The 20,266-nt window shown below is 63.7% G+C and carries 18 protein-coding genes; 4 read left to right on the top strand and 14 right to left on the bottom strand.

The window, feature by feature from the left end:
• The 7 genes from ACXJL8_RS01040 to ACXJL8_RS01010 form a co-directional block, all read right to left on the bottom strand.
• Positions 1–699: hypothetical protein (locus ACXJL8_RS01040; RefSeq protein WP_456684488.1), on the bottom strand; the 699-nt coding region annotated here is incomplete at its 3' end.
• Positions 696–1,466, bottom strand: coding sequence for a class I SAM-dependent methyltransferase (locus ACXJL8_RS01035; RefSeq protein ID WP_456684487.1), 771 nt, complete (start codon positions 1,464–1,466; stop codon positions 696–698). The genes ACXJL8_RS01035 and ACXJL8_RS01040, both read right to left, overlap by 4 nt.
• A 114-nt stretch (positions 1,467–1,580) precedes the next feature.
• The gene (locus ACXJL8_RS01030) at positions 1,581–3,104 is read right to left on the bottom strand and encodes an oligosaccharide flippase family protein (protein ID WP_456620918.1); all 1,524 of its coding nucleotides are present in this window, start codon (positions 3,102–3,104) and stop codon (positions 1,581–1,583) included.
• 10 nt (positions 3,105–3,114) lie between these two features.
• Entirely contained in the window at positions 3,115–3,936 is an 822-nt protein-coding gene (locus ACXJL8_RS01025; RefSeq protein WP_456620919.1) for an SDR family oxidoreductase, read from the bottom strand.
• Positions 3,937–3,949: 13 nt separating this feature from the next.
• Entirely contained in the window at positions 3,950–4,651 is a 702-nt protein-coding gene (locus ACXJL8_RS01020) for an acylneuraminate cytidylyltransferase family protein (protein ID WP_456620920.1), read from the bottom strand.
• Positions 4,648–5,556, bottom strand: coding sequence for a Gfo/Idh/MocA family protein (locus ACXJL8_RS01015; protein ID WP_456620921.1), 909 nt, complete (start codon positions 5,554–5,556; stop codon positions 4,648–4,650). The genes ACXJL8_RS01020 and ACXJL8_RS01015 overlap by 4 nt, the downstream gene beginning before the upstream one ends.
• A complete protein-coding gene (locus ACXJL8_RS01010) occupies positions 5,553–6,602 on the bottom strand; it encodes a nucleotidyltransferase family protein (protein ID WP_456620922.1) in 1,050 nt (349 codons plus the stop codon). Before ACXJL8_RS01010 ends, ACXJL8_RS01015 begins: the two co-directional genes overlap by 4 nt.
• Positions 6,603–6,798: 196 nt before the next feature.
• Between ACXJL8_RS01010 and ACXJL8_RS01005 the strand changes: the two genes are divergently transcribed.
• Positions 6,799–7,410 (top strand): acetyltransferase, encoded by a 612-nt coding sequence (locus ACXJL8_RS01005; RefSeq protein WP_456620923.1) that lies wholly within the window; start codon positions 6,799–6,801, stop codon positions 7,408–7,410.
• Here ACXJL8_RS01005 and neuB read toward each other — a convergent pair.
• From neuB to ACXJL8_RS00970, 7 genes are all read right to left on the bottom strand, one after another.
• Positions 7,407–8,477, bottom strand: coding sequence for an N-acetylneuraminate synthase (gene neuB, locus ACXJL8_RS01000; protein WP_456620924.1), 1,071 nt, complete (start codon positions 8,475–8,477; stop codon positions 7,407–7,409). The two genes, ACXJL8_RS01005 and neuB, sit on opposite strands and share 4 nt — an antisense overlap.
• Positions 8,474–9,652: a UDP-N-acetylglucosamine 2-epimerase gene (gene neuC / locus ACXJL8_RS00995; RefSeq protein WP_456684486.1), complete on the bottom strand. Its 1,179-nt coding sequence runs from the start codon at positions 9,650–9,652 to the stop codon at positions 8,474–8,476. Before neuC ends, neuB begins: the two co-directional genes overlap by 4 nt.
• Positions 9,645–10,829: a LegC family aminotransferase gene (locus ACXJL8_RS00990; protein ID WP_456620926.1), complete on the bottom strand. Its 1,185-nt coding sequence runs from the start codon at positions 10,827–10,829 to the stop codon at positions 9,645–9,647. The genes neuC and ACXJL8_RS00990 overlap by 8 nt, the downstream gene beginning before the upstream one ends.
• Positions 10,830–10,848: 19 nt before the next feature.
• Complete coding sequence (locus ACXJL8_RS00985; protein WP_456620927.1) at positions 10,849–11,868, bottom strand: NAD-dependent 4,6-dehydratase LegB; 1,020 nt, start codon at positions 11,866–11,868, stop codon at positions 10,849–10,851.
• A 134-nt stretch (positions 11,869–12,002) separates the two neighbouring features.
• A complete protein-coding gene (locus ACXJL8_RS00980) occupies positions 12,003–13,205 on the bottom strand; it encodes an HAD-IIIA family hydrolase (protein ID WP_456620928.1) in 1,203 nt (400 codons plus the stop codon).
• A gap of 84 nt (positions 13,206–13,289) precedes the next feature.
• Positions 13,290–15,794 (bottom strand): hypothetical protein, encoded by a 2,505-nt coding sequence (locus ACXJL8_RS00975; protein ID WP_456684485.1) that lies wholly within the window; start codon positions 15,792–15,794, stop codon positions 13,290–13,292.
• Between the two features lie 51 nt (positions 15,795–15,845).
• Positions 15,846–16,730: a class I SAM-dependent methyltransferase gene (locus ACXJL8_RS00970; protein WP_456620930.1), complete on the bottom strand. Its 885-nt coding sequence runs from the start codon at positions 16,728–16,730 to the stop codon at positions 15,846–15,848.
• Positions 16,731–17,314: 584 nt separating this feature from the next.
• Here ACXJL8_RS00970 and ACXJL8_RS00965 point away from each other — a divergent pair.
• The 3 genes from ACXJL8_RS00965 (at position 17,315) to ACXJL8_RS00955 (ending at position 20,212) form a co-directional block, all read left to right on the top strand.
• On the top strand, positions 17,315–18,055 hold the full coding sequence (locus ACXJL8_RS00965; protein WP_456620931.1) for a hypothetical protein: 741 nt from the start codon (positions 17,315–17,317) through the stop codon (positions 18,053–18,055).
• 92 nt (positions 18,056–18,147) lie between these two features.
• Entirely contained in the window at positions 18,148–18,990 is an 843-nt protein-coding gene (locus ACXJL8_RS00960) for a hypothetical protein (RefSeq protein ID WP_456620932.1), read from the top strand.
• Positions 18,991–19,072: 82 nt separating this feature from the next.
• Positions 19,073–20,212 carry a hypothetical protein gene (locus ACXJL8_RS00955; RefSeq protein WP_456684484.1) on the top strand — a complete coding sequence of 380 codons (1,140 nt, stop codon included), beginning with the start codon at positions 19,073–19,075 and terminating at the stop codon, positions 20,210–20,212.
• Positions 20,213–20,266 lie beyond the last annotated feature (54 nt).

The raw sequence follows: 20,266 nt of genomic DNA, 5'->3' as shown, positions 1-20,266 counted from the left end.
CACCTGCGCGTCGCTCATGTGGCTCTTGAGAGTGTTGCGAAATGCCTTCGACGGCCCGGCCGGGATGAAAGTGAACGGACCGTCGGCGGTGTTTTGCACGTCGGTCAGATAGATGAAGAGCTTGCAGACGCGCTTGTCGTCGTGGTCGAGATGCCACAACTGGGAGAAGCTCAGCGCCTGGTTGGGCGTCGGTTGCGACAACGTCAGCACCACGTCCGACAATTGCGGCAGGTCGTGCATGAAGTCGCCGATGATGCGCAGCGCAGCCGGCTGGAGCGCGTTTCGAACGAAGGGGTGGTCGGTCGCAAAGGCGCCGTTGACGAGGTCTTCGTCGAGCAGGCTGACCCAGAACGATTTGTGCCCTTCCTTCTGACGGCCGACGAGCTCGTTGAGCCGGCTGACCTTGCCGTCGGCGAACGATGCGACGGCTTCCGCGAGACTGCGATCGACGAGCGCAGATACGTCGACATAACCGTCCTGGTCGAGCTTGCGGCTCGCCGCGGCCCATTCGGGCTTTGCGGGAAGCTGCTTCAGGAGCGCGACGCGTTTGGCGCGGGCCGGCAATTGCAGCCCGGTCAGAGCCGCCTTGAGCACCCATCCGAGGTCGGTGCGGTTAACATGCCACAGCAGGCGGCGGAACTGGCTCACCTTCGCCTTCTTGGGGGCAGGTCGATCGGCCGTCGTGTTGATGGTCGTCATGTGGGCTCCCAGCAATACAAAAAACCATCATTGTGGATCGTCGGGGCGAACGGCATCCGTTCACGGGCCAAGATGCGGACGCGGCCCTGTCGCTCGTAATCGTCCAGGGTCGAGAACAGCTGCGTCTGGTAGTCGACCGAACGGATGTAGAGGAAGCTGACGATATCCCGCGGATTTGCCAGGTTCAGGAGCTCTGTCGTCGGCTCGATGTTGATGACGCGCTTCGGCCCCGCCGCGATGATGTTGTCCACCACCTTGCGCACGTCATAAGGAATCTGCTCGATGCAGAAATAGGTGAAGACGACCTGGTCCCTGATCGCGGAATAGCTTGGATCGRCACCGTCGGTGAGGTCGATCCTGTCGAGCGAGATCCGGTCGGACAGGCCAAAGTGCGCGGCGATCTCGCGGCCCGCGGCGATCCCGTTCGGCGCGATGTCGAAGCCGCGCAGCTTCCAGTCAGGATGATTGAGGTGAAGCGACAGCAGGTTGACGCCGCAGCCTGTGCCGAGCTCGACGATCTCCGTGGCGCCGCCCGTGTGGCGCGCCAGCAGTTCGCCGAGGGCTCGAGCGCGATAGCTGTAATAGTCGTCCGCCGGGACCCTGCAGATCCGATTGTCGACCTTGCGAAGCTGTTGCGCGGAATTCTTCGGGACCAGGAATTCGCCGATGCTCGCGGCTTTCGTCCAGGGCTTTTCCGAGAGCATTCGCTGCCAGTGCGTCAGATTGTATTCGGAATCGACGACGTCAGCGGTGCGCACACGGCGCATTGCGAGACGGCCGATGCTCCTGGCCGCATCCAGTGCATACGCCGTTGCCTTGTCCGACAACGATGCCGGAGCGAAATCTGTGACGGCTTTCGTGTCTGTCGCGTGGATGTTCATTCAACTGCTTTTGGATGTCAGTCCCATCAGTTGTCCGACCGCGGGGAATACAGTCCGGTGCCGCTTCTCGAGCACCATAAAGTATTGAAGCACCCAGGTGATTAGACAGAAAACCATGGAACCGAGCGCGAGCTTTAGCACGCTGTCGAACCGAATGTAACCTGCAATTGCTGCTAGAAAAATGCTTGCCAGGACCAGGATTGCGAGCTGGGTTCCGATCGCCCGCGCGAAGCGATTGCGATCGAGATCGAGTGCGCTGCGCAGCTCTCCAAGCTGCCAGGGCAGGACGGCAATGCTGCCGATGACCTGGCCGAGAATCAGGGCGCGTTCTGCGAACAGATGCAATGTCGCGGCGGAGACGAGCGCCCAGATCAGCAGCTGGATCGCCATCAGCGTGTTGAGCCGGGCCTGCACCTCGGGCCGCGTCAGGAAGATCAGGCTGCCGATCGCCACATATTGCGCGCAGATCGGAACCAGGAAGCTCAGGCCCATCCAGAACGCGTAGGGCGCAAGAAGAGGACCGATCCAGATGTTCATGATCTCGGGCGAAAGGATCGCGGTTGCGGCAAGCGGCGGCACCACAAACATCGGCATCATGATGAGGCCGAGGTCGCCGAGGCGCTGGAACGAGGTAGTGCTGCCGCGCTCATCGAGGCGGCTGGCGACAGGCAGCAGGGCGGATGTCAGCAGGCTGACCACGACCTTGGAAACGCGCGACAATCGCACCAGCGCGTCGTAGGTGCCGACGGCCTTGGGTCCGAACAGCAGTCCGATCAGAAACGGTTGAAGCGGCCCGGAAATGCCGCCCATCAGCTTGCCCTGCAAGAGCAGCAGGCAGCGATGCAGGAGATCCCGCCGGACATCAGGGGTCCACGGCAGCAATCGCACGTGCTTGTGCCGCAGGCCGACAAACGCGGCGATCCCGATGACGATCGCGCGGGCTGCAAGCGTGCCGAGATAGACGTAGGCGACCATCTCGAAGCCTGCCGCATTCCACGATGCCGCGAATGTCAGGCCGACATAGGCCGCCGTTGACGTGACCTCCGCCACGCGGAGCAGGTTGTAGCGCTCGAAGCCTTTGACGGTCCCTTCCCACACCAGCGCCGGAACGAAGAGCAGATTCGCGAGCGCCGTGTAGTGCATGATCCGCGTGAACGTCTCCAGATGCGCGGCGTCGACCTTCATCGCACTCACGAGCAGTGGCGTCGTGAGCCAGATGACGGCGCTCAGGATCAAGGCGAGGGCAATGGAGACGATCCCCAGAAAGGTGATCTGGTGGCTCGCCTGCGTCCAGTTGCGATGCTCGCGCGCGCGCGCGACGACCTGGGTGGCGACCTCGGACAGGCCAAGGTCCAGCACCGCCATCATGCCGCCGGGCAGCAGCAGCCGCGAGATGACGATGAGGCCGAACTCGGTCACGCCCCAGGTCCGGATGATCAGCGGGATAACGAGGAGGCCCAGCAACGCGGCCACGCCGAAGGCCAGCGCCGAAATCACCGTATTTTGGACCAGGCGCTTGATCATTGGTATTTTGCTACCAGGCGCTCAGGCCGCCGTCGACGGCGATGTTCTGGCCGGTCACGTAGGACGCAGCATCCGACACCAGGAACAGCATCGTCCCCACCATCTCGTCCGCGCGGGCCATGCGGCCGAGCGGAATGCGGGCGCCGTAGCGCGCCTTGAAGGTCTCGTTCTGCCCGCTCTCCACCCCGCCCGGGGTGAGGGTATTGACGCGAACGCCTTTCGCCGCCCAGTAGGTGGCGAGGTGCTTCGTCAGTCCGATCACGCCAGCCTTCGAGGCCGTGTAGACCGCAGGCGTATTGATGGCGCGGCCGAGATATTCGGAGCCTTCGTAGATGCGCTGGTCGGGGGCCATCAGGCCGTAGATCGAGGCGGTCTGCACAATGGCGCCGTAGCCGCGCTCGGCCATTCGGCCGCCGAACACCTGCGCGACGTTGAACATGCCGTCGAGGTTGACCGCCATGATCTCCCGCCAGGTGTCCAGCGAGAACGTCTCGACCGGCGCAAAGAACGCATCGACATCGCGGGTCTTGCTCGCGGCATTGTTGAGCAGGATGGAGACCGGTCCCAGGTCGGCTTCGATCGCATCGGCCGTGTTGCGCACGGAGCTGGGCTCGGTGATGTCGCAGCCATAACCTCTGGCGCGGACGGCATGGCGTGACGTCACGTCGACTGCCGCCGCATCGGTCGAGGCCTGCTCGAGATCGACGATCGCGACATTGGCGCCGAACTCGGCGAGGCCCTCGGCGAAGCGTCGCCCGAGAATGCCGCAGCCGCCGGTGACGACGGCGGTGCGGCCGGTCAGATCGAACAGAGCCTTGAAGCTCGTGGTCATCGCTTAAGCCCCCTCAGGCCGCCTGTCGCTGGCGCAGCAGCAGCTCCACCAACGCAAAATCGAGATCCGAATCAATATCGATCGACCGCTCTTCCGGCATCTCGAACAGGCGAGTGTCCGGATAGAATACCGCGGGCTGCGCCAGGAACGGCGCGACGCGCCAGACATAGATCGACGCGTTCATGTCGAAGCAGCGCGGCGCATCCTGCCGGCGGGTGATCGGAGGCTCCGCAGGTTTGGAGAGGCCGACGCTGCCGTCGGTGCGCTGCTCGACCAGGTTGAAATAGGGCGAGCGGCGCGCCGGCGCGCCGGTAATGACATTGCGCGCGCCGCTGTCTTGCAACAACGCCACCGCGCCGGTGATATCGGAGGCGAGCCTGAGCGGCGAGGTGACGTCGAGATCGACGAAGATCTCCGGCGTCACGCCCGTTCGCGCGATGGCCTGTTCGAGACAATGGCGGATCGCCGGCAGCTTCGGCGCGGTATCGGTCGCCATCTCGTCCGGACGCTTGACCGCGATGTCGGCGCCGGCCTGCAGCGCCGCGTCGAGCAGGGCGTCCGAATCGCTGCTGAAGGCGATCGCCTGGAACAGGCCGGTTTCGCGCGCCTGCTCGATGCTCCACGCGAGCACCGGCTTGCCGAGGAGATCGCGCGCATTTTTGCCGACGACCCCCTTCGAGCCACCCCGCGCGCAGATCGTGCAGACGAGACTCATGGCGAGATCCACGTCTTGGTGCGCAACGCGCGCTCGCTGGCGTCGATCAGATGCACGACCCCGAGCGCCTCGGGCAGCGAGCAGACCGGCCTCGCGCCACGCATGGCCGCGACATGCATGTCGCGATAGCTTTGGTCGCGCTCGCTGGCGATGTCCGTCGCCTTGCCGTTGACCGCGAGGCGGCTGCCGACGAGATCGGCCTCGATGGTGTCGTCGTCGACATTGACGCGAATGCGGCGGATGCCCTGGCGGTCGAGATAGTCCATGTGGACGTGGACGGATGGCGCCCGCTGCATATCGAGCAGCAGGTCGAGATGGTCGTCGACGTCGATGTCGCGCGCGCCGGAGGCGCCGCCCAGCGCTGCGACGCGATGCCACGGCCCGAACAGCCACAAGAGATAATCCAGTTCGTGGCTGAGATCCCTCAGCACGCCGCCGCCGGCGTCGGCCGTGGCGGAGGCGGTCGCACGATGATCGCGGCCGGGCCGCCAGTCCCTGATGTCCTGGCCGACATAGGCGGCGACGGTGATCACCTCGCGCCCGCGCAATCTCTCGGCAAGTGCCGTCATCACCGGGTGGAAGCGCAGATTGTATCCGACGCTGACATGGGCGAACGGATATTTCGGTGGCGGCGCCGGTGATGCGAACAGCGGCTTCTCGACCAGGACCGTGCCGTGGAATCCGGCCTGGGCGAGCTCTTGCAGATTGTCCGCATGGCGCGCGGTCTCGGTGGCGATCACCGCGTAGTCGGGATGCGCGTCCGCGACAGCCTGTGCGATCGAACCGTAGTCGCCGCCGTCGCGGCGGCTGACGGTCGCGACCTCAAGACCGAGCTCGCGCAGGATCCGCGCATGCCGCGTTCCGATCGAGCCGAGGCCGATCACGACGGCTTTTGTCGAGGTCACAGGAAGACCTCATGAAACTCCGCGTGCGCTTGCTCGAAATCCTCCATGCGGCCGATGTCGAGCCAGTATTCGCGGATCGGGTAGACCGCGACGCGCCCGTCGCTGGCGATCACGCGCTCCAGCACGGTCGGCATGTCGATCCTGACGCCGGGCGGGACATGGCCGAACACGGAGCTGCCGATCACATAGATGCCGGCACTGACGAACCAGCTCTCGGTCGGCTTCTCGCGAATGGTCTGGAGAAACCCGTCCGAGGTGGAAACCACGCCATACGGGACATGCACCTTGTGCTCGCGCACGGCCATCGTCGCTTCCGCCGCTGTCCCGTTGTGGAAGTCGAGAAGCGAGGCGTAATTGATCGTGGTGAGGATGTCGCCGTTGGTGACGATCATCGGCAGGTCCGGCAGCGTCGGAAAGAGTCCGAGCGCGCCGGCGGTCCCGAGGCGCTCGGTTTCGTGCACATACGCGATGTTGGCGCCGAAGGCGGCACCATCGGCAAAGTGGTCCTTGATGATGTCGGCCTTGTAATTGACCGAGATGAAGATGTTGCCGAAGCCCTGCTGCACGACGTTGCGGACGATGGTTTCGAGCAGCGGCCGGCCGCCGACATTGAGCATCGGCTTCGGCACCTCGCGCGTCAGCGCGCCCAGGCGCTCGCCGAGCCCGCCCGCCATGATCAGGACTGGATTCGGATAATGGCGCGGTTCGAGCAGCTCATCGAGCGTCTCGACCACGATCAGATGGCCGCCCTCGTCGACGAGCGGGAGCTGCTTGATCGATTTCTGCCGCATCAGGTGCAGGCGGTCGTCGCGCGGCAGCGTCGCGGGCGCCGACACCGGCGTGCGGTTCATGATGTCGGTTGCAAGTCCGGCGAGCGGAATGCCGCGCAGCAGGCCCCGTCTGACGTCGCCGTCGGTGACGACGCCGAGCAGGCGATTCTGGTCGTCGAGAACGAGCGCAATCTGGATGCTGCCGCTCTCGATCGCGGCAATGGCCTCGCCCACGGTCGCCTGCGCTCCGACGATGGCCTTACGCCAGGATTTCATGGCAATCTGCCTCGTATACGCCAGATATCGGGGGCGGCCCACGGCTGAGTCTGCTATATCGCGGCTGCGAGAGGCGGCGTCAACCCCGGCCGGCCTCCCCGGGCGGGCCCGTTAACCTCAGCGTTTCGCGGCACGAATCGGTGGTTTGAAGACCCGCGGTCCGGCCGTTAGGATCGCCCGGCGCAGGGGAATCGCGATGGACGATCTCATCATCATAGGCGGCGGCGAGCATGCCTTCATGGTCTACGAGGCGGCGCTGTTGTCCGGCCAGTTCAAGCTCGTCGGCTTCCTCGATCGCCAGCCGGGAACGCTCGGCGACATCAGCTATCTCGGAACCGACGCCGCCGCGCCGAACTATCCGAATGCGGCCTTCGTCGTCGGAGTCGGAACGCTTCAGGCGGGGCCTGCGCGACGGCGGATGATCGCCCGAATGCAAGTCAACCGCTGGGCGTCGGTCATTCACCCGCATGCGTTCGTCTCTCCATCGGCGAGGATCGGTGCGGGCGTCGTCATCATGCCGGGTGCGATCGTCAATGCGCGAAGCTGGGTCGGCGATCACTGCATCGTCAACTCGGGCGTCGTCGTCGAGCATGATGTGCGGATTGGAGACTACACGCATCTGTCGCCGGGAACCGTGGTCGGCGGCGGCGCGCAGATCGGCGACGATTGCTTTATTGGTCTCGGTAGCCGGATCAGGGATCATATTTCCATCGGCAGCGAGACGCTCGTCGCGATGGGCTCCGTCGTCACCGCCTCATGCCCGCAAGGGTCCATGCTGCGCGGAATTCCGGCACGGCCACAGAGCTAGAGTGGATCGTCCGGTTCGAGCGCCCGTGGCGCCGCCGTTCCGATCAGCGACCAGTAGTCGATCGGCGGCCGGCCCGCGCCGGGCCGCTTGGCGGTGATGTCGGCCGGGCCGATGGTCTCGCCGGCCTTCAGCGCCCGCGCCGCCACGATGCTCTTGCGCGCGACCGGCACGTTCCTGATCTCGGATTCTTTCGGCGCCTTCACGCCGTCGCCGAGCGCACGTTCCACGTTGCGGATGGCCGCAACCATCTGCTTGAAGTCGTCCGGCTCGAGCGAGGCGGCGTGGTCGGGACCGGGCGCTTTGCGGTCGAGCGTCAGGTGCTTTTCGATTGTCGTGGCGCCGAGCGCAACCGCGGCCACCGAAATCTCGAAACCGTCAGTGTGATCGGAATAGCCGACTGGAAGCTGGAACGCGGATCGCATGGTCGCCATTGCGGCGAGGTTCACGTCGCCGGTCGGACAGGGATATTCGGTGGTGCAATGGAGCAGGCTGACGTGCCGCGTCAGCGCCGCGCGTGCCTCCGGATCGCGCCATGCCGCGCGGAAGGAGGCAATGCTGGCCGGATCGTTGCGCTGGCCGTAGCCATGAGCCAGTACGCCAAGCGCTTCCTCGATCTCGCCGAGCGTCGCCATGCCGGTCGACAGGATCAGCGTGGCGCCGGACCGCGCCGCCGCATGCAGCAACGGCGCATTGGTAAGGTCCCCCGATCCGATCTTGACGCGCGCCAGCTTCAGCGACCGCAGAAAGGCGAGCGAGGCGTCGTCAAACGGTGTCGACAGGAACTCGATGCCCCGCTGCTCGGCGCGCGCAATCAGGGTGTGATGCGCGGCTTGCGGCAGTTCGAGCCGTTCCAGCATGGCAAGCTGGCTCTCGGCGGCGTCCGTGGTGCGTTGCTGGTAGTCTGCCTTCTTCGCCGCGCCGCCCGCCAGCGCCTTCGCATTGAAGGTCTGGAACTTGACGATGTCGGCGCCCGCCTCGGCGGCCGCATCGACCAGCGCCAGCGCCTTCTCCAGGCTGCCGTCATGATTGACGCCGGCTTCCGCGATGATCAGCGTATTCGTCGTCATGTCAGCGCTCCACTTGCCGGAAGCTCGTAAAAGCCCTTTGCGAGAAGCGGCCTGAAATCGGGGATGCCGGCGATGATGTCGGCAAATCGCCGGCTGGATTCGCCGTCGCCGTAAGGGTTGACGGTGGCCTGCCGGCCGCGCTGGAGCGCTTGCGACATGGCGGCGGTGATCGCGCCGCGCTCGGGCGCCGCGTGAAACACCGAGGCCGCGCGCTCGCGTCCCTTCTGACGATCGCCGATGTCGACCGTGGGAACGCCGAATGACGGCGCTTCGAGGATGCCGCTCGAGGAGTTGCCGATCACCACATCGACCTGGCTCATCAGGCTGAGATAGCGGAGCTGGCCGAGCGAGGCGACTGCGATCGTGTTCGGCCGGGTCGCCGCAAAGGCTTCGATCCGGCCGTTCAGCGCACGGCCCTCGGCATCGGCATTGGCGAGCGTGAAGACCAGACCGAAGGCCGGATCGAGCGCCGACAGGGCCGCGAACAGCTCGTCCAGCTCGGCCATCGAGCGGCCGGCCTCGACCGTGACCGGGTGGAAGGTGACGAGCGCATTGCGTTCGCCGAGCGGCATCCCAACCGCGCGGCCAAGGCTGTCGCGGTCCATCAGATCGAGATGCTTGATGGCGTCGATGCCGACCGAGCCGATGGTGTGAATGCGGGACGGATGCTCGCCGAGCTGGGTCAGGCGCTGCGTCGAGCCCTGATTGMTGGTGAAATGCAGATGCGACATCTTGCTGATGGCGTGGCGCGTGGATTCGTCGACCGCGCCCTCGGTCACGTCGCCACCGAACAGATGCGCCATCGGCAGTCGCATGAACATCGCGGCCTGGGCTGCCGCAAACATCTCGAAGCGGTCGCCGAGCACGACCACGAGATCCGGTTGCAGCCGCGCGAAGGCATCGGCAAAGCCGATCACGCCGAGCCCGACCGATTTCGCGACGCCGACGCCGGTGTCGCTGCTGAGCAGCGTCTCGACGCACTCGTCGACCTCAAAACCCTCGTCGCGGATGGCGTCGAAAGTGTAGCCGAACTCCGGCGCGAAATGCATGCCGGTGGCGACGAGCTGAAGCTTCAGGCCAGGCGTCTGGCGGATCGCGCGCATCGGCCAGACCAGCAGGCCGAAGTCGGCGCGGCTGCCGGTAACAAAGCAAATCTTGCGCGCGGCATTATTCATCGCTGACCCTGATGCTGGCGCTGCTGGGCAGGTTGATCAGCCGCCGCTCGATCGATTCGGCGGTCGCAAGGTCGCCGCGCGGGCTTTGGGCGAACATCGGCAGCTTGTGCATCAAGGTCCAGACCGGACGCGCGCCGAAGCCGGCGTCGTTGAGCGCGGCGAGCAAGTCGTCGCGCCGGTCGGCATGGGTTTCGTCGAGCAGGATCGCGTTCAGCCAGTAATTGCTCGTCGTGTCCTTCGGCTCGCGCGCGAAATGGACGCCGGGAATGTCCGCAAAGGCGCGCTGATAGGCCGCAGCGACCTTGCGCTTGCTTGTGAGGAACCCGTCGAGCTGTTCGAGCTGCGCGCAACCGAGCGCGGCGTTCAGGTTCGGCAAGCGATAGTTGAAGCCGACCTCGTCGTGGATGAAGGCCCATTTGTGCGGCAGCTTCGCCGTCGTGGTCAGGTGCTTGGCGCGGCGTCCGAGCTCTTCGTCATTGGTAAGGATCGCGCCACCGCCCCCTGTGGTGACGATCTTGTTGCCATTGAAGCTGAGCGCGGCAAGGCGCGCCCGGGACCCGACCGCATGGCCCTTGTAGGTCGAGCCGAGCGATTCCGCTGCGTCTTCGACCAGCGCGATGTCCCATTCGTCGGCAAGTGCGGCGATCGCGTCCAGATCTACGGGGTGGCCGAACGTGTGCATCGGGGCGATCGCGGCGATGCGCCGGCCGGTTTCGCGGTTGATGGTGCCCGTTGCCGTCTTCTCCGCGATCGCATCGAGCCGCACCGCGAGCGCGCGCGCGTCCATGCCGAGCGTTTCGAGCGAGCTGTCAACGAAATGCGGCGTCGCGCCGCAATAGGCGATCGCGTTCGTCGTCGCGATGAAGGTCAGGGCCGGCGAAATCACCTCGTCGCCCGGCTCGACGCCGGCGAGGCGGAAGCAGGCATGCAGCGCTGCCGTGCCGTTGACGACCGCGACCGCGCGTTTGGCTCCAGTGACCTCCTCCAGCATGCGCTCGAACCGGTCGACGAACGGGCCGACCGAGGAGACGAAGGTGCTCTTGATGCATTCCTCGAGGTAGGCGATCTCGTTGCCGGCAAACACCGGTTCGTGCAGGCCGAGGATTCCGTTCGGCGTTCCCACCGCGCGCCGCACGGCATCGACGATCGTCTTCGGCTCGAAGTCTGATCTGGTCACGGGATTGTCCACCATCTCCTCAGACATTGTAGACATCAGCCTTGTAGCGGCTGAGGTTTGTGGGATTGGTGAACCAGTTCACGGTCTCGACCATGCCACGCCGCATGCCTTCGACGCCGCCGAACTCCGGGCTCCAGCCGAGCTGCTGGCGAGCCTTCGAGTTATCGGCCCAGAGCCGCTCGACCTCGCTGTTGGCGGGACGCAAGCGCGCTTCGTCGGTCTCGATCTCAATCGCCGTCCCCATGACATCGGCGATCATCTGCGCGGTCGCGCCGACCGAGATCTCAAAGCCGCTGCCGAGATTGATGGTCTGGCCGACGACCTGCTCCGCGGGCGCGGTGAGGCCCGCGATCAGGCCACGTGCGGTGTCGGTGACGAACGAGAAATCGCGCGTCGGGCTGACGGCGCCAAGGCGGATCGTCCGCTTGCCGGTTGCGATCTGGCTGATGATCGTCGGGATCACCGCGCGCGCCGACTGCCGCGGGCCGTAGGTGTTGAACGGCCTGATGACGACGACAGGCATGTCGAACGATGCGTGGAACGACAGCGCCATCTGGTCGGAGGCGATCTTCGAGGCCGAGTAGGGGGACTGTCCGACCAGCGGATGGCTCTCCTTGATCGGAACTGTCTGCGCCGTGCCGTAGACCTCGCTGGTCGAGGTCTGCACGAAGCGCCGCACGCCGGCCATGCGTGCCGCCTGAAGCACGTTCACCGTGCCGCGCACATTGGTCTCGACGTAGGAATCGGGCGCGACATAAGAGAAGGGAATCGCGATCAGCGCCGCCAGGTGCAGCACGTCGGTGCAGCCGTTGGCGGCCGCGATCATGAAATGCGGATCGCGGATGTCGCCGGCCACCACCTCCACCGACTTCATGATGTCGGCGGGTACCGTGTCCAGCCAGCCCCAGGAGTTGAAGGAGTTGTAGTAGACGACCGCCTTGACGCGAGCGCCGGCCTTCACCAGTTCCTCGACGACATGCGAGCCGATGAAGCCGTCGCTGCCGGTGACGAGGACGCGGGCGTCCTTCAGATCTTCCATGCCGGACCCCAGAAGGCGATTAAGCCAGTATTCGCAACAGGATGGCGCTATAGCACACTGGCGGTTGCGTGCAACAGAGCGGCCTCGGACATTGGCCAAATGCCGGGCGATTCAGCAGTTTTCGTGACGTGGGCCTAGACTTTTCCGGCCGGGCCCAGCCGTTGTTTCACGAATGCCTCCAGATTCCCGCCTTCGAACAAGTGGCCCGCAACGCCTGCGGCCTGCGCTGCCTCCATGTCGCTCGGCTTGTCTCCGATCACCATGCTGCGCGTCATGTCGACCGGAAAACGCTGCGCAAGGTCGGTGATCATACCCGGCGCCGGCTTGCGCCGGTCGCTCGTGCGGCAATAGCGCGCGACCGTGCCGTCGGGGTGGTCGGGGCAATATTCGAAGGCGTCGATATGCGCGCCGGTCCGTGCCATCTGGTCCGCCATCCAGCGGTGCAAGGCGACGACGTGATGCTCCTCGTAATAACCGCGCGCGACGCCGGACTGGTTGGTGATGACGAAAGCGAAATAGCCGGCGTCGTTGATCGCCTTCACGGCCTCGCGCGCGCCCTCGATCCATTCGAGCTTGTGCGTCTCGAAAGTGTATCCTGAATCATGATTGAGCACGCCGTCGCGGTCGAAAAACACGGCGGGACGCCGCAGCTTCTCCCGCAATTCGCGATCGGCGCGCGCGAAGTCATCGGGGATGCCGATGTCGATGAAATAGCCGCGATAGGCTGTGCCGCGCAGCGCGCCACTGCTGGCGAGGCCGGGGAATACGTCCTGCTCCAGCGAAGCAGGAAGCCGGCTGATGCTGGCGATGACGGACTTGTCGACAACGTACACACCGGCATTCACCGGTCCCGTCGCGCCCGCACCAGGGGCGACGAATGCGTGCACCACGTCTCCATCCATGACGACACGCCCGTAGCGGTCGCCTTCGACCCCGGCGCGCAGCGCCATGTGGACGCCGCCGGCGCCTGCACGCGCGATCAGGTCGAGCAGGTTGAAGTCGAACAGGGAATCGCCGTTGAGCAGCAGGAAACGCTCGTGCAGGAGATGGGCTGCGTGAACCAGCGCACCGCCGGTGCCGAGCGGCTCCGTCTCACGGGACACCACGATCTTCGCCCGGCCCCTGGTCACACCGGCATAATGCGCCTCGACCAGTTCGGCCTTGTGGCCGGCAAGCATCAGAATCTCGTCGAAGACGTCATAGCGGATGAGTTCATCAATCAGCGTGTCGAGAAACGGCCGCCCGCCGATGTCCAGCATCGGCTTCGGAACCAGCTTGGTGCGATCGCCGAGCCGCGTGCCGAGGCCTCCGACGAGGATGACAGCCTGTCTCAGCATGAGGTGCCAGTTTCACAGCTTGGACCGGGGATCCTAACCCCGATCCGGAACAATGCGAGCGTCAATTTCCGTCCCCTTTTCTTGTCAGCGCGTACAGGGAATGCGAACCACCACCGTTTGCTTGTTGGCAAACAGCACCGGAAACGGGCTCGCGCGAAGCGCGTCGACGGTGGCGGGCTCCATCGGCTCCATCGGAGGGAAATAGCTGAGACGCTGGTCGGCCGCCAGATGTGTCCACTCGATCGTCCGGGGCGTGATGATCGCGACCAGGTTCCAGGCATTCTCACCCGTCTCCAGAATGTTCTCGATCGTGGACCTGGCTTCCTCATTCGTCACTTCCGGGATTGCAGCCCCAGTCGCGTCGGAGGGCTCCCCGGCCGATTCCTGCGACGTTGGGCTGCGGACGGCTCGCATGAATCCGCTCAACGCATCGGTCCTTCGCATCTGGAAGTAGGTCTCCGAATTGATCGCCCCCACCAGGGGCATGATCAAGCCGCAAGCGCTTTCAAGCCTGCTGCCTGCCTCGGCCGGCTGGAGGATTGCGTGCAGGACCGATTTTGACCGCTTCGCGACCGCTCCGTTCACAGTATCCAGATTGGAGAACAGATAGGCGGCCGGAGCGCCGGTGATCGCCTGGATCATGCCCAACGTATACGGGTCGGAGAGAATGATCCCTTTTCGCAGATTGTCGTGGAGCCAGCGGGCGACTTCAAGATCGTCGGCGTTGTAGTGGGAAACGACCGTCGCGCTGTCCGGAAGCGCGCCGTAGCTGTAGCTCCTGGTCATGCCGGACAGGCCGGCCCTGTCGACGGCAACGCCCAACCCCATGACGCCCACGAGAGCGCAAATGTAGATCGGTCTCGATCCGGCCAAGGTCAACAACGCGAGGGCCATCAACAGCACGACGCCCGCGAATTCCGTCGGCCGGAGGAACGCCTGGTAACCAGCAAAGGGCAGGTCGGTCCGCCAGGCAAACGCGTAGATCGTAACCACGAGAATGGCCGCAAGCAGGGCAACCGCGGTCGCGACCAGGGCCCGCCGACGCGGGGAGGAAGGAAAGGGATCGATGAGCAACTGACAGAATGTCTCGGTCGCCGTGATCGTGAACAGCGCCAGGATGATTGCGCTGGCGCGGTAGAGGAACGGGAAGCCTGACAGTACGGCCAGGCTCAGACCGCAGCCGGCAATCCAGGACCACACGAGTACCAGGAAGCTTTCGGTCGGAGTTTTGATTGCACCCGATGGATCGCGAAAGACCGGTCGGGTCATCCACCACCATGCAACGCCCAGCGCGATGCAGATGGAGAAAAGTGGGCCGATTGCCCGGCCAAGCTCGATCACGGCGACCTGTGGTCCGGCGCCCAGGAATAGCTCCTCGCCGCCCTCGATCTTTCTGTCCAGGATCAGTCCGGTGATCGAGGAGAACGTCTCGTTGGCGCTCATGGATGGGATGTAGCCGAAGCGCATTCCTGCGACGCAGACGACAATTCCGGCAATGACCGAGGGCAATGCCAAGGACAGAAGTCGCAGGGTCGCGATGCTGCGCGACGGCCACACGGATACCATCTGCATGATGGCGAGGTAGAGAAGCCAGCCCGCCATTACCGTTGGAACGAACAGATAGGATCCGCGGTGTGCAAGCAGCAGCGTCGCCGGCCAGATGCAACCAAGAAAGGAGATCCCTGCATATCTATCGGGGATGCTCGGAATCCTGAGGACCAATAGCCCGGCCATAAGCAACGCAAGCGTGAACGTATTGTTGTTGACGGCGAAAACGAGCAGGAGCGTTGCGCCAGCGCCCGCGGTCAGCAGCACAGCCGATCCCATCGACAGACCGTTCGCTTTCCGGTCCGCATTGCCCATCAGCACGCCGAGAAAGACGACACTGCTGACGACGGCCAGGCTGCCGTTCGTCATCAAGACGACGGCATTGCCGGTCGCGGCGAAGAAGAAGGCAATCCACTTCCGAAGCGAATCGACAAAAATGCCCTGCACGAAGGCGTAGAAAGCCAACAGGAAGAACAGGACCGAGAAGAAGCGATACGTCCAGCTGAATCTCAGGAGGTCCAGGCCGAGCGTTCCGGCGAGAGCGCCTGCGAGCGCCGAACGAAGATCGACATAGGATTGAGCCGCATAGGGATTGATGACGCCGCTATCGGCGTACTCTTGCGCCGTCTTCATCCAGTGAACGTCGGCGCCGATGTCCCCGTAGGGAAAGCTGGAAAATGCGCCGAAAGTCCACCACCAGGTCATGAGCGCAATCGGCAGCGACAGGATGCACCAGGCGGCTGCTGCACGCCTCTCACCGACGTCCGGGCGCCAGTTGGGCCACGACCAGGCAAATCCGAAGCAGGATACGGCTACCATAATTGCGAATTGAAGCCATATGCCGCTTATGAAGAGCGATAGCAGTCCGAGCAGAATGCCAGTTGCGGAGGCGCCGACGGTAAATCCGAGAACGATGAACTGGCTCTTTGTGAGCCGCCACATGTCGACCAGCTTCGCCGGCGCAATGGCCAGAATCGAAAACCCGGTGCCGAGCTGGATCAGGAAGAACAGGAACGTCAGGACAAATGTGGTCGTCCACATTGCGCGATCTCTATCGGGGGCGTCGGCCAAGCAGCCGGGAACTGGCGATCTTCAATTTCCTTTTGACAGGTCGGCCGGGCGGCCAACGATCAGGGAGCCGAGCGTGAACAGATCCTCTTCGGAGAAGCCTCTGAAGCATGGTGCCAGTCGTTCCAGGATATGCTGCTCCGGTGTCCGGCGGTCGGGTTGATCGCTGAGTAGCTCAAACCCGGCCTCTCTAAAGAGCTGCAGATACTCGCTGTGACGCAAACGATTGACGTATTGGAAGCGCGACTGGAAAGGCGCCCAATCCTCCTCGGAATAAGTCAGGAAGTTGAACGAACTGATGGAGGGATCGAAGCCCTTGAAGTGGTCGCCATAGTCGATTTGCATGAGAACCAGTCCGTCAGGACGCATGATCCGTCGCAGTTCCTTCAAGATCGCCGCGATGTCGCCCTTGGGAATGTGCTCGAGCGTTTCGACGGAGACCGCGCAGTCGATCGAACCGGCCGGCAGGCCCGTCGTCCGGGCATCGGCCGGTGCGCGATACTCGATCCGCCACGAACGTTCGAGATCCTCCAGGGAATTCATATCGGGGTGGCTGTTGCCACTGACCCGAGAAATGATGGCGGCGTTGGAGCGGATCAACTCCAGTTTGGCCAGGCGCTCGATGTCGACAGTGATGAACCGCCGGGCCCCGTGCGCGCTGAAGGCCAGCGGAATGATCAGGTCGCGCCCGGCGCCGAACTCGAAGCAGGTCGAATCCCGCAGCGGCCGGAGACTGTACTTCTCGTGGACGTCGAGCAGCCGCTGCGCAAGAGTGTAGATGGATCTGACCTGCTTCTCGGGCCGCGGCAGCCGTCGTGTGACATAGCGCTGCAGGGCGTAGTGGATGTCTTCGCCCAAGGGGATATGCGACAGCACCGAGAACGCTCGCGCCTTTGTTTGCCAGCGCACGTCAGCGGTTCCTTGGTGGAATGGACGTCGTGATTGGACTGATGCTGACGAGCGGTCGTTGAAGCACGGTGTAGGTCCAGGAAAGGCCGATCTTCCGGCTGTTCAGGCAAGTACCAAGTCACGTGGCCGGATTCGGTCATACGGGAGCCGCAGGGGCAATGCAAGGTTCCTGGGACAGGCAGGATCGCGAGCGATCGGCAACGACAATCCACAAGATGATCGAGTTGGCGCCATCCGCGCGCGGGGCCGGCCGGCCTATGCGAAACTGACAATTGCCGAGTGCGACAATGATCGCGAACGGAGCCCCGCGGCCGTACGAGGAGCAGAGCCCGAGCGGAGTGTCGATGCTGCCACGCAGCCGCAAGAGACGGGAGCATGACGATCGTGTTCGGGGCTAGCCGTCGATTTCGAATTGCTCGACGCGGTGCCATTCCAGGTTGATTCCGCTATCGGCTGAGCGTAAATAAGCCCTTGTATTACAGCGACGTTTTAGCATGCGGGCAAGAACATCGCGTATGATCTATGGAAATTCGCCGGTTCGGTCTGCGCCGATCTTCCCTTGCTCTCCCGCTGAGTCTTGTCGAATGTCCGGTGAATTGCAGATTGGCGAGGCTGTCGCAAGGGGCTATCCCCCCGCCGTGCTCTACCTGCGCAACGACGAAACCGTCACGACGGAAGTTTGTGCCTTCAACTATTTCTCCGTTTTCCTCAAGGACCATCCGGATGCGGATGCCCATGTCTGGCTGTTCGACGGCGCGGGCAGGCCGGCAGGATATTTCCACAGGGAGCTCGGCCGCAATGGACAGCTGCAATTGCTGACCTCGGAGCTGTGTCCACGGATTTCGGGGACGGTGGCGATGGCGCTGATTCCGAAGCAGGAGACCAAGCTTCGCCCGGGACGCAAGGTGACGACCGGCTACTACGCGCAATACTATTCGCCGCATGGAGCGATCACGCTGTCGCACGAGCGCGAGCCAGTTGCCGCGGCCCCGTTTCCGACCTCCGCCTGGATGCAATCATATCTCACACGCTTGCTCAGAGAGTCCGGCGTGGTGCTGGTGAACTCCTGCATGGCATCCGAAGGCGCGTCGGTTGGGACGGCACGACTCATGGCGTTGGACGGCAGGGCCCTCGATGAACGCGCGCTGCCGGAGATTTCGCCAATGGGGGCGGTCCGCATTGGCACGCTTGACCTGTTCCCCGACGCCGAGCGGCTGATCGGCCAAGCCGAAGGTTTCGCCCTCGAGTTCAAGGGCACCAACATCGCGAGCCCGTTCAGCTACTATGAATTTGCGAACGGCAAATTCAGCCTGCATCATTTCTAGGGGCGGTGTCCGTGGCACGTTTCTCGTCAACTCCGTGGAAGCCTTACGAGCCCCGATTCACGTTCCCGACGTTTTCGGGAATTGAGAACCGGATGGGCTTCTCGATTCCGGCATGGTACCGCCCGCTCGACGTCAGATATCTCCGCAGCCTCGTCGCCGGCAGCCTGCGCAAGAACTTTCGCGAAACGGTCAAGGATCTCGTTCCCGAGCTCGCCAGCCTGGTCGCCTCGGGCTTCAGCAAGAAGCTCAGGTTCAGGCTGCATATCCTGTCGCGCGACGGCGACTACCGGGCGACCTACGAGTTTCCGGAAAATTATGCGCCTGGCGCCTCCGTCGAGATCGAGCTGTCGCGTCTTTTCGCCTCGCTCGGGCTGCCGCAGGACGACTATCTCGTTGTTGCCGTGATGTCGCGCGGACGCATGGACGGCTTTCGCTCTTCCCCCGCCAGCTATTCGATGACCTATGTCGACCAGGACAATGTCGCGATCTACCGCACCGGCGCATTCGCCCGGCCGCTGAACGAGGGCAGGCTCAAGGCACATGTCGGGTTCACCGGGATCAATCCGAAGATCATTGCGAACCAGGACATCGTCAGTAGCCTGATGCTGATCAACCACTCCTCCGATCCCGAATACGCTCATGCCGCCCATCCGACGTCGAAGCTGATCCGCGAGGACGGCGAGCAGATCGAGGGCGACTTCGGCGTGATTCCGCCGCTCGGGGCGCGCGAGATGTCGGTCGTCGACATGTTCGGCAGCCGCGTGTTCGATTTCCTCAAGCCGTTCGGCGGCCGCGGAACCACGGTCACCACCTGCACCGGTGTCACGCTGGCGAGCCTGCACCTGCAACGCACGAACGACAACCGGCGGACGCTGCTGGGTATCGAGCATTCGCGCCCTGCGCACATGAATCTCGCCGGCATTTTGCAGCATTAATTGAGGACATCGATTGTCGGAGCACGGGGGAATGCTGTCATGGTCCGGCGGGCTTGGCCGCTTGCTGAAGTTTGACGAGCATATGAAGACTCCATCCCTCGGCCTCGTGCTGGGGTTCTGGGCCATCTCGAACGTTCTGGTCATCGCCTGGTGGTGGGTGAATTTATCCGACAGGTATCTCCCGGGCGTGCTGCGGTACGTCGGAATTGCCTTCTACGTGGTCGTCGCGCTCGTTCCGCTCGTGCTCCTGTTCAAGGTCCGAAGGAGCTTCTTCAATCCGGTCACGCTGGGACTGCTCGTGAGTTGTTGTCTCGCGCTGTCGATCACCGCGCACGAGGCCAACCTGCTGCGCGAGCAGCTGCAGTTCAGCCTCGATCACGAGCGCGAGTTTGCCCATATGGACGCTGTGGAAGGCGTCATGCGGCCGTTGCTGGCAAAGATCACCGAGGCCTACGTCCAGATCCTCGGCGACGACCGCACCAACGGGGGTTCGACGTTCCACACCCACATCGTCGCGAACTACCTGTTCGATTCTCTGTCGTTTCTTGCCGTGTTTGCGCTGGCGACGCTGCTTCTGTCGCCGACTGCGACGTGGCTCTGCCTGCTGACCTTTGCGTTCTATACGCAGATCGCAATCTACCCGGGACGCATGGCCCCCGTCTTTATCGCGGGCGGGTTGTTCTGGCAGCTCTTTCTGCTGGCATCGCGGCGATATCCCGCCGCGATCATTTCCGGACTGATCATCAGTTTCGGGCGTACCGACGTCGTGTTCGCGTCGGCGTTCTCGCTTCTGGGCCTCGCAGCTTTCGAGCGGCGATGGCCGACACCGAAGGAATGGGCCGTGTTCGCCGCGCTGGTCGGCCTTTCGGTGGCAGTGCCGAAGATGCTTATCTGGATGCATCCCGGAACCGATTTCAGGTCATTCCTGGTCACGAATGGCGATTTCAGCAAGCTCGTCGTCAATCTTCAAACCATGAAGCTTGTGGTGGCCATCGCCAGTCCCGTGCTCGCAATCATTGTCGTGAGGACGTTTGCGCTGAGCYGGACGATCGCCGTGGTCGTTCCGGCCTGCTTGATCCATGTGGGGCTCGTCTTTTTCATCGCCGATTTTTCCGAGACGCGACTGATCATACCTGCGCTGGGTGGGCTCGCCTTCGTGGCCAGTGAAGCGCTTGGAAAGCTGCTGGAAGGCGAGCGCGATGCGCAAGCCGGCAGCGGCTGAGACCGGGCCCGGATTGCGCCCCGCCAAAGCGGGCGGTCCGGTTCAAAAATTGAT

Source organism: Bradyrhizobium sp. P5_C11_2, assembly GCF_054049755.1.
The sequence above is the reverse complement of the archived record's forward strand: the minus strand, read 5'-3'. Positions and strand labels throughout refer to the sequence as shown.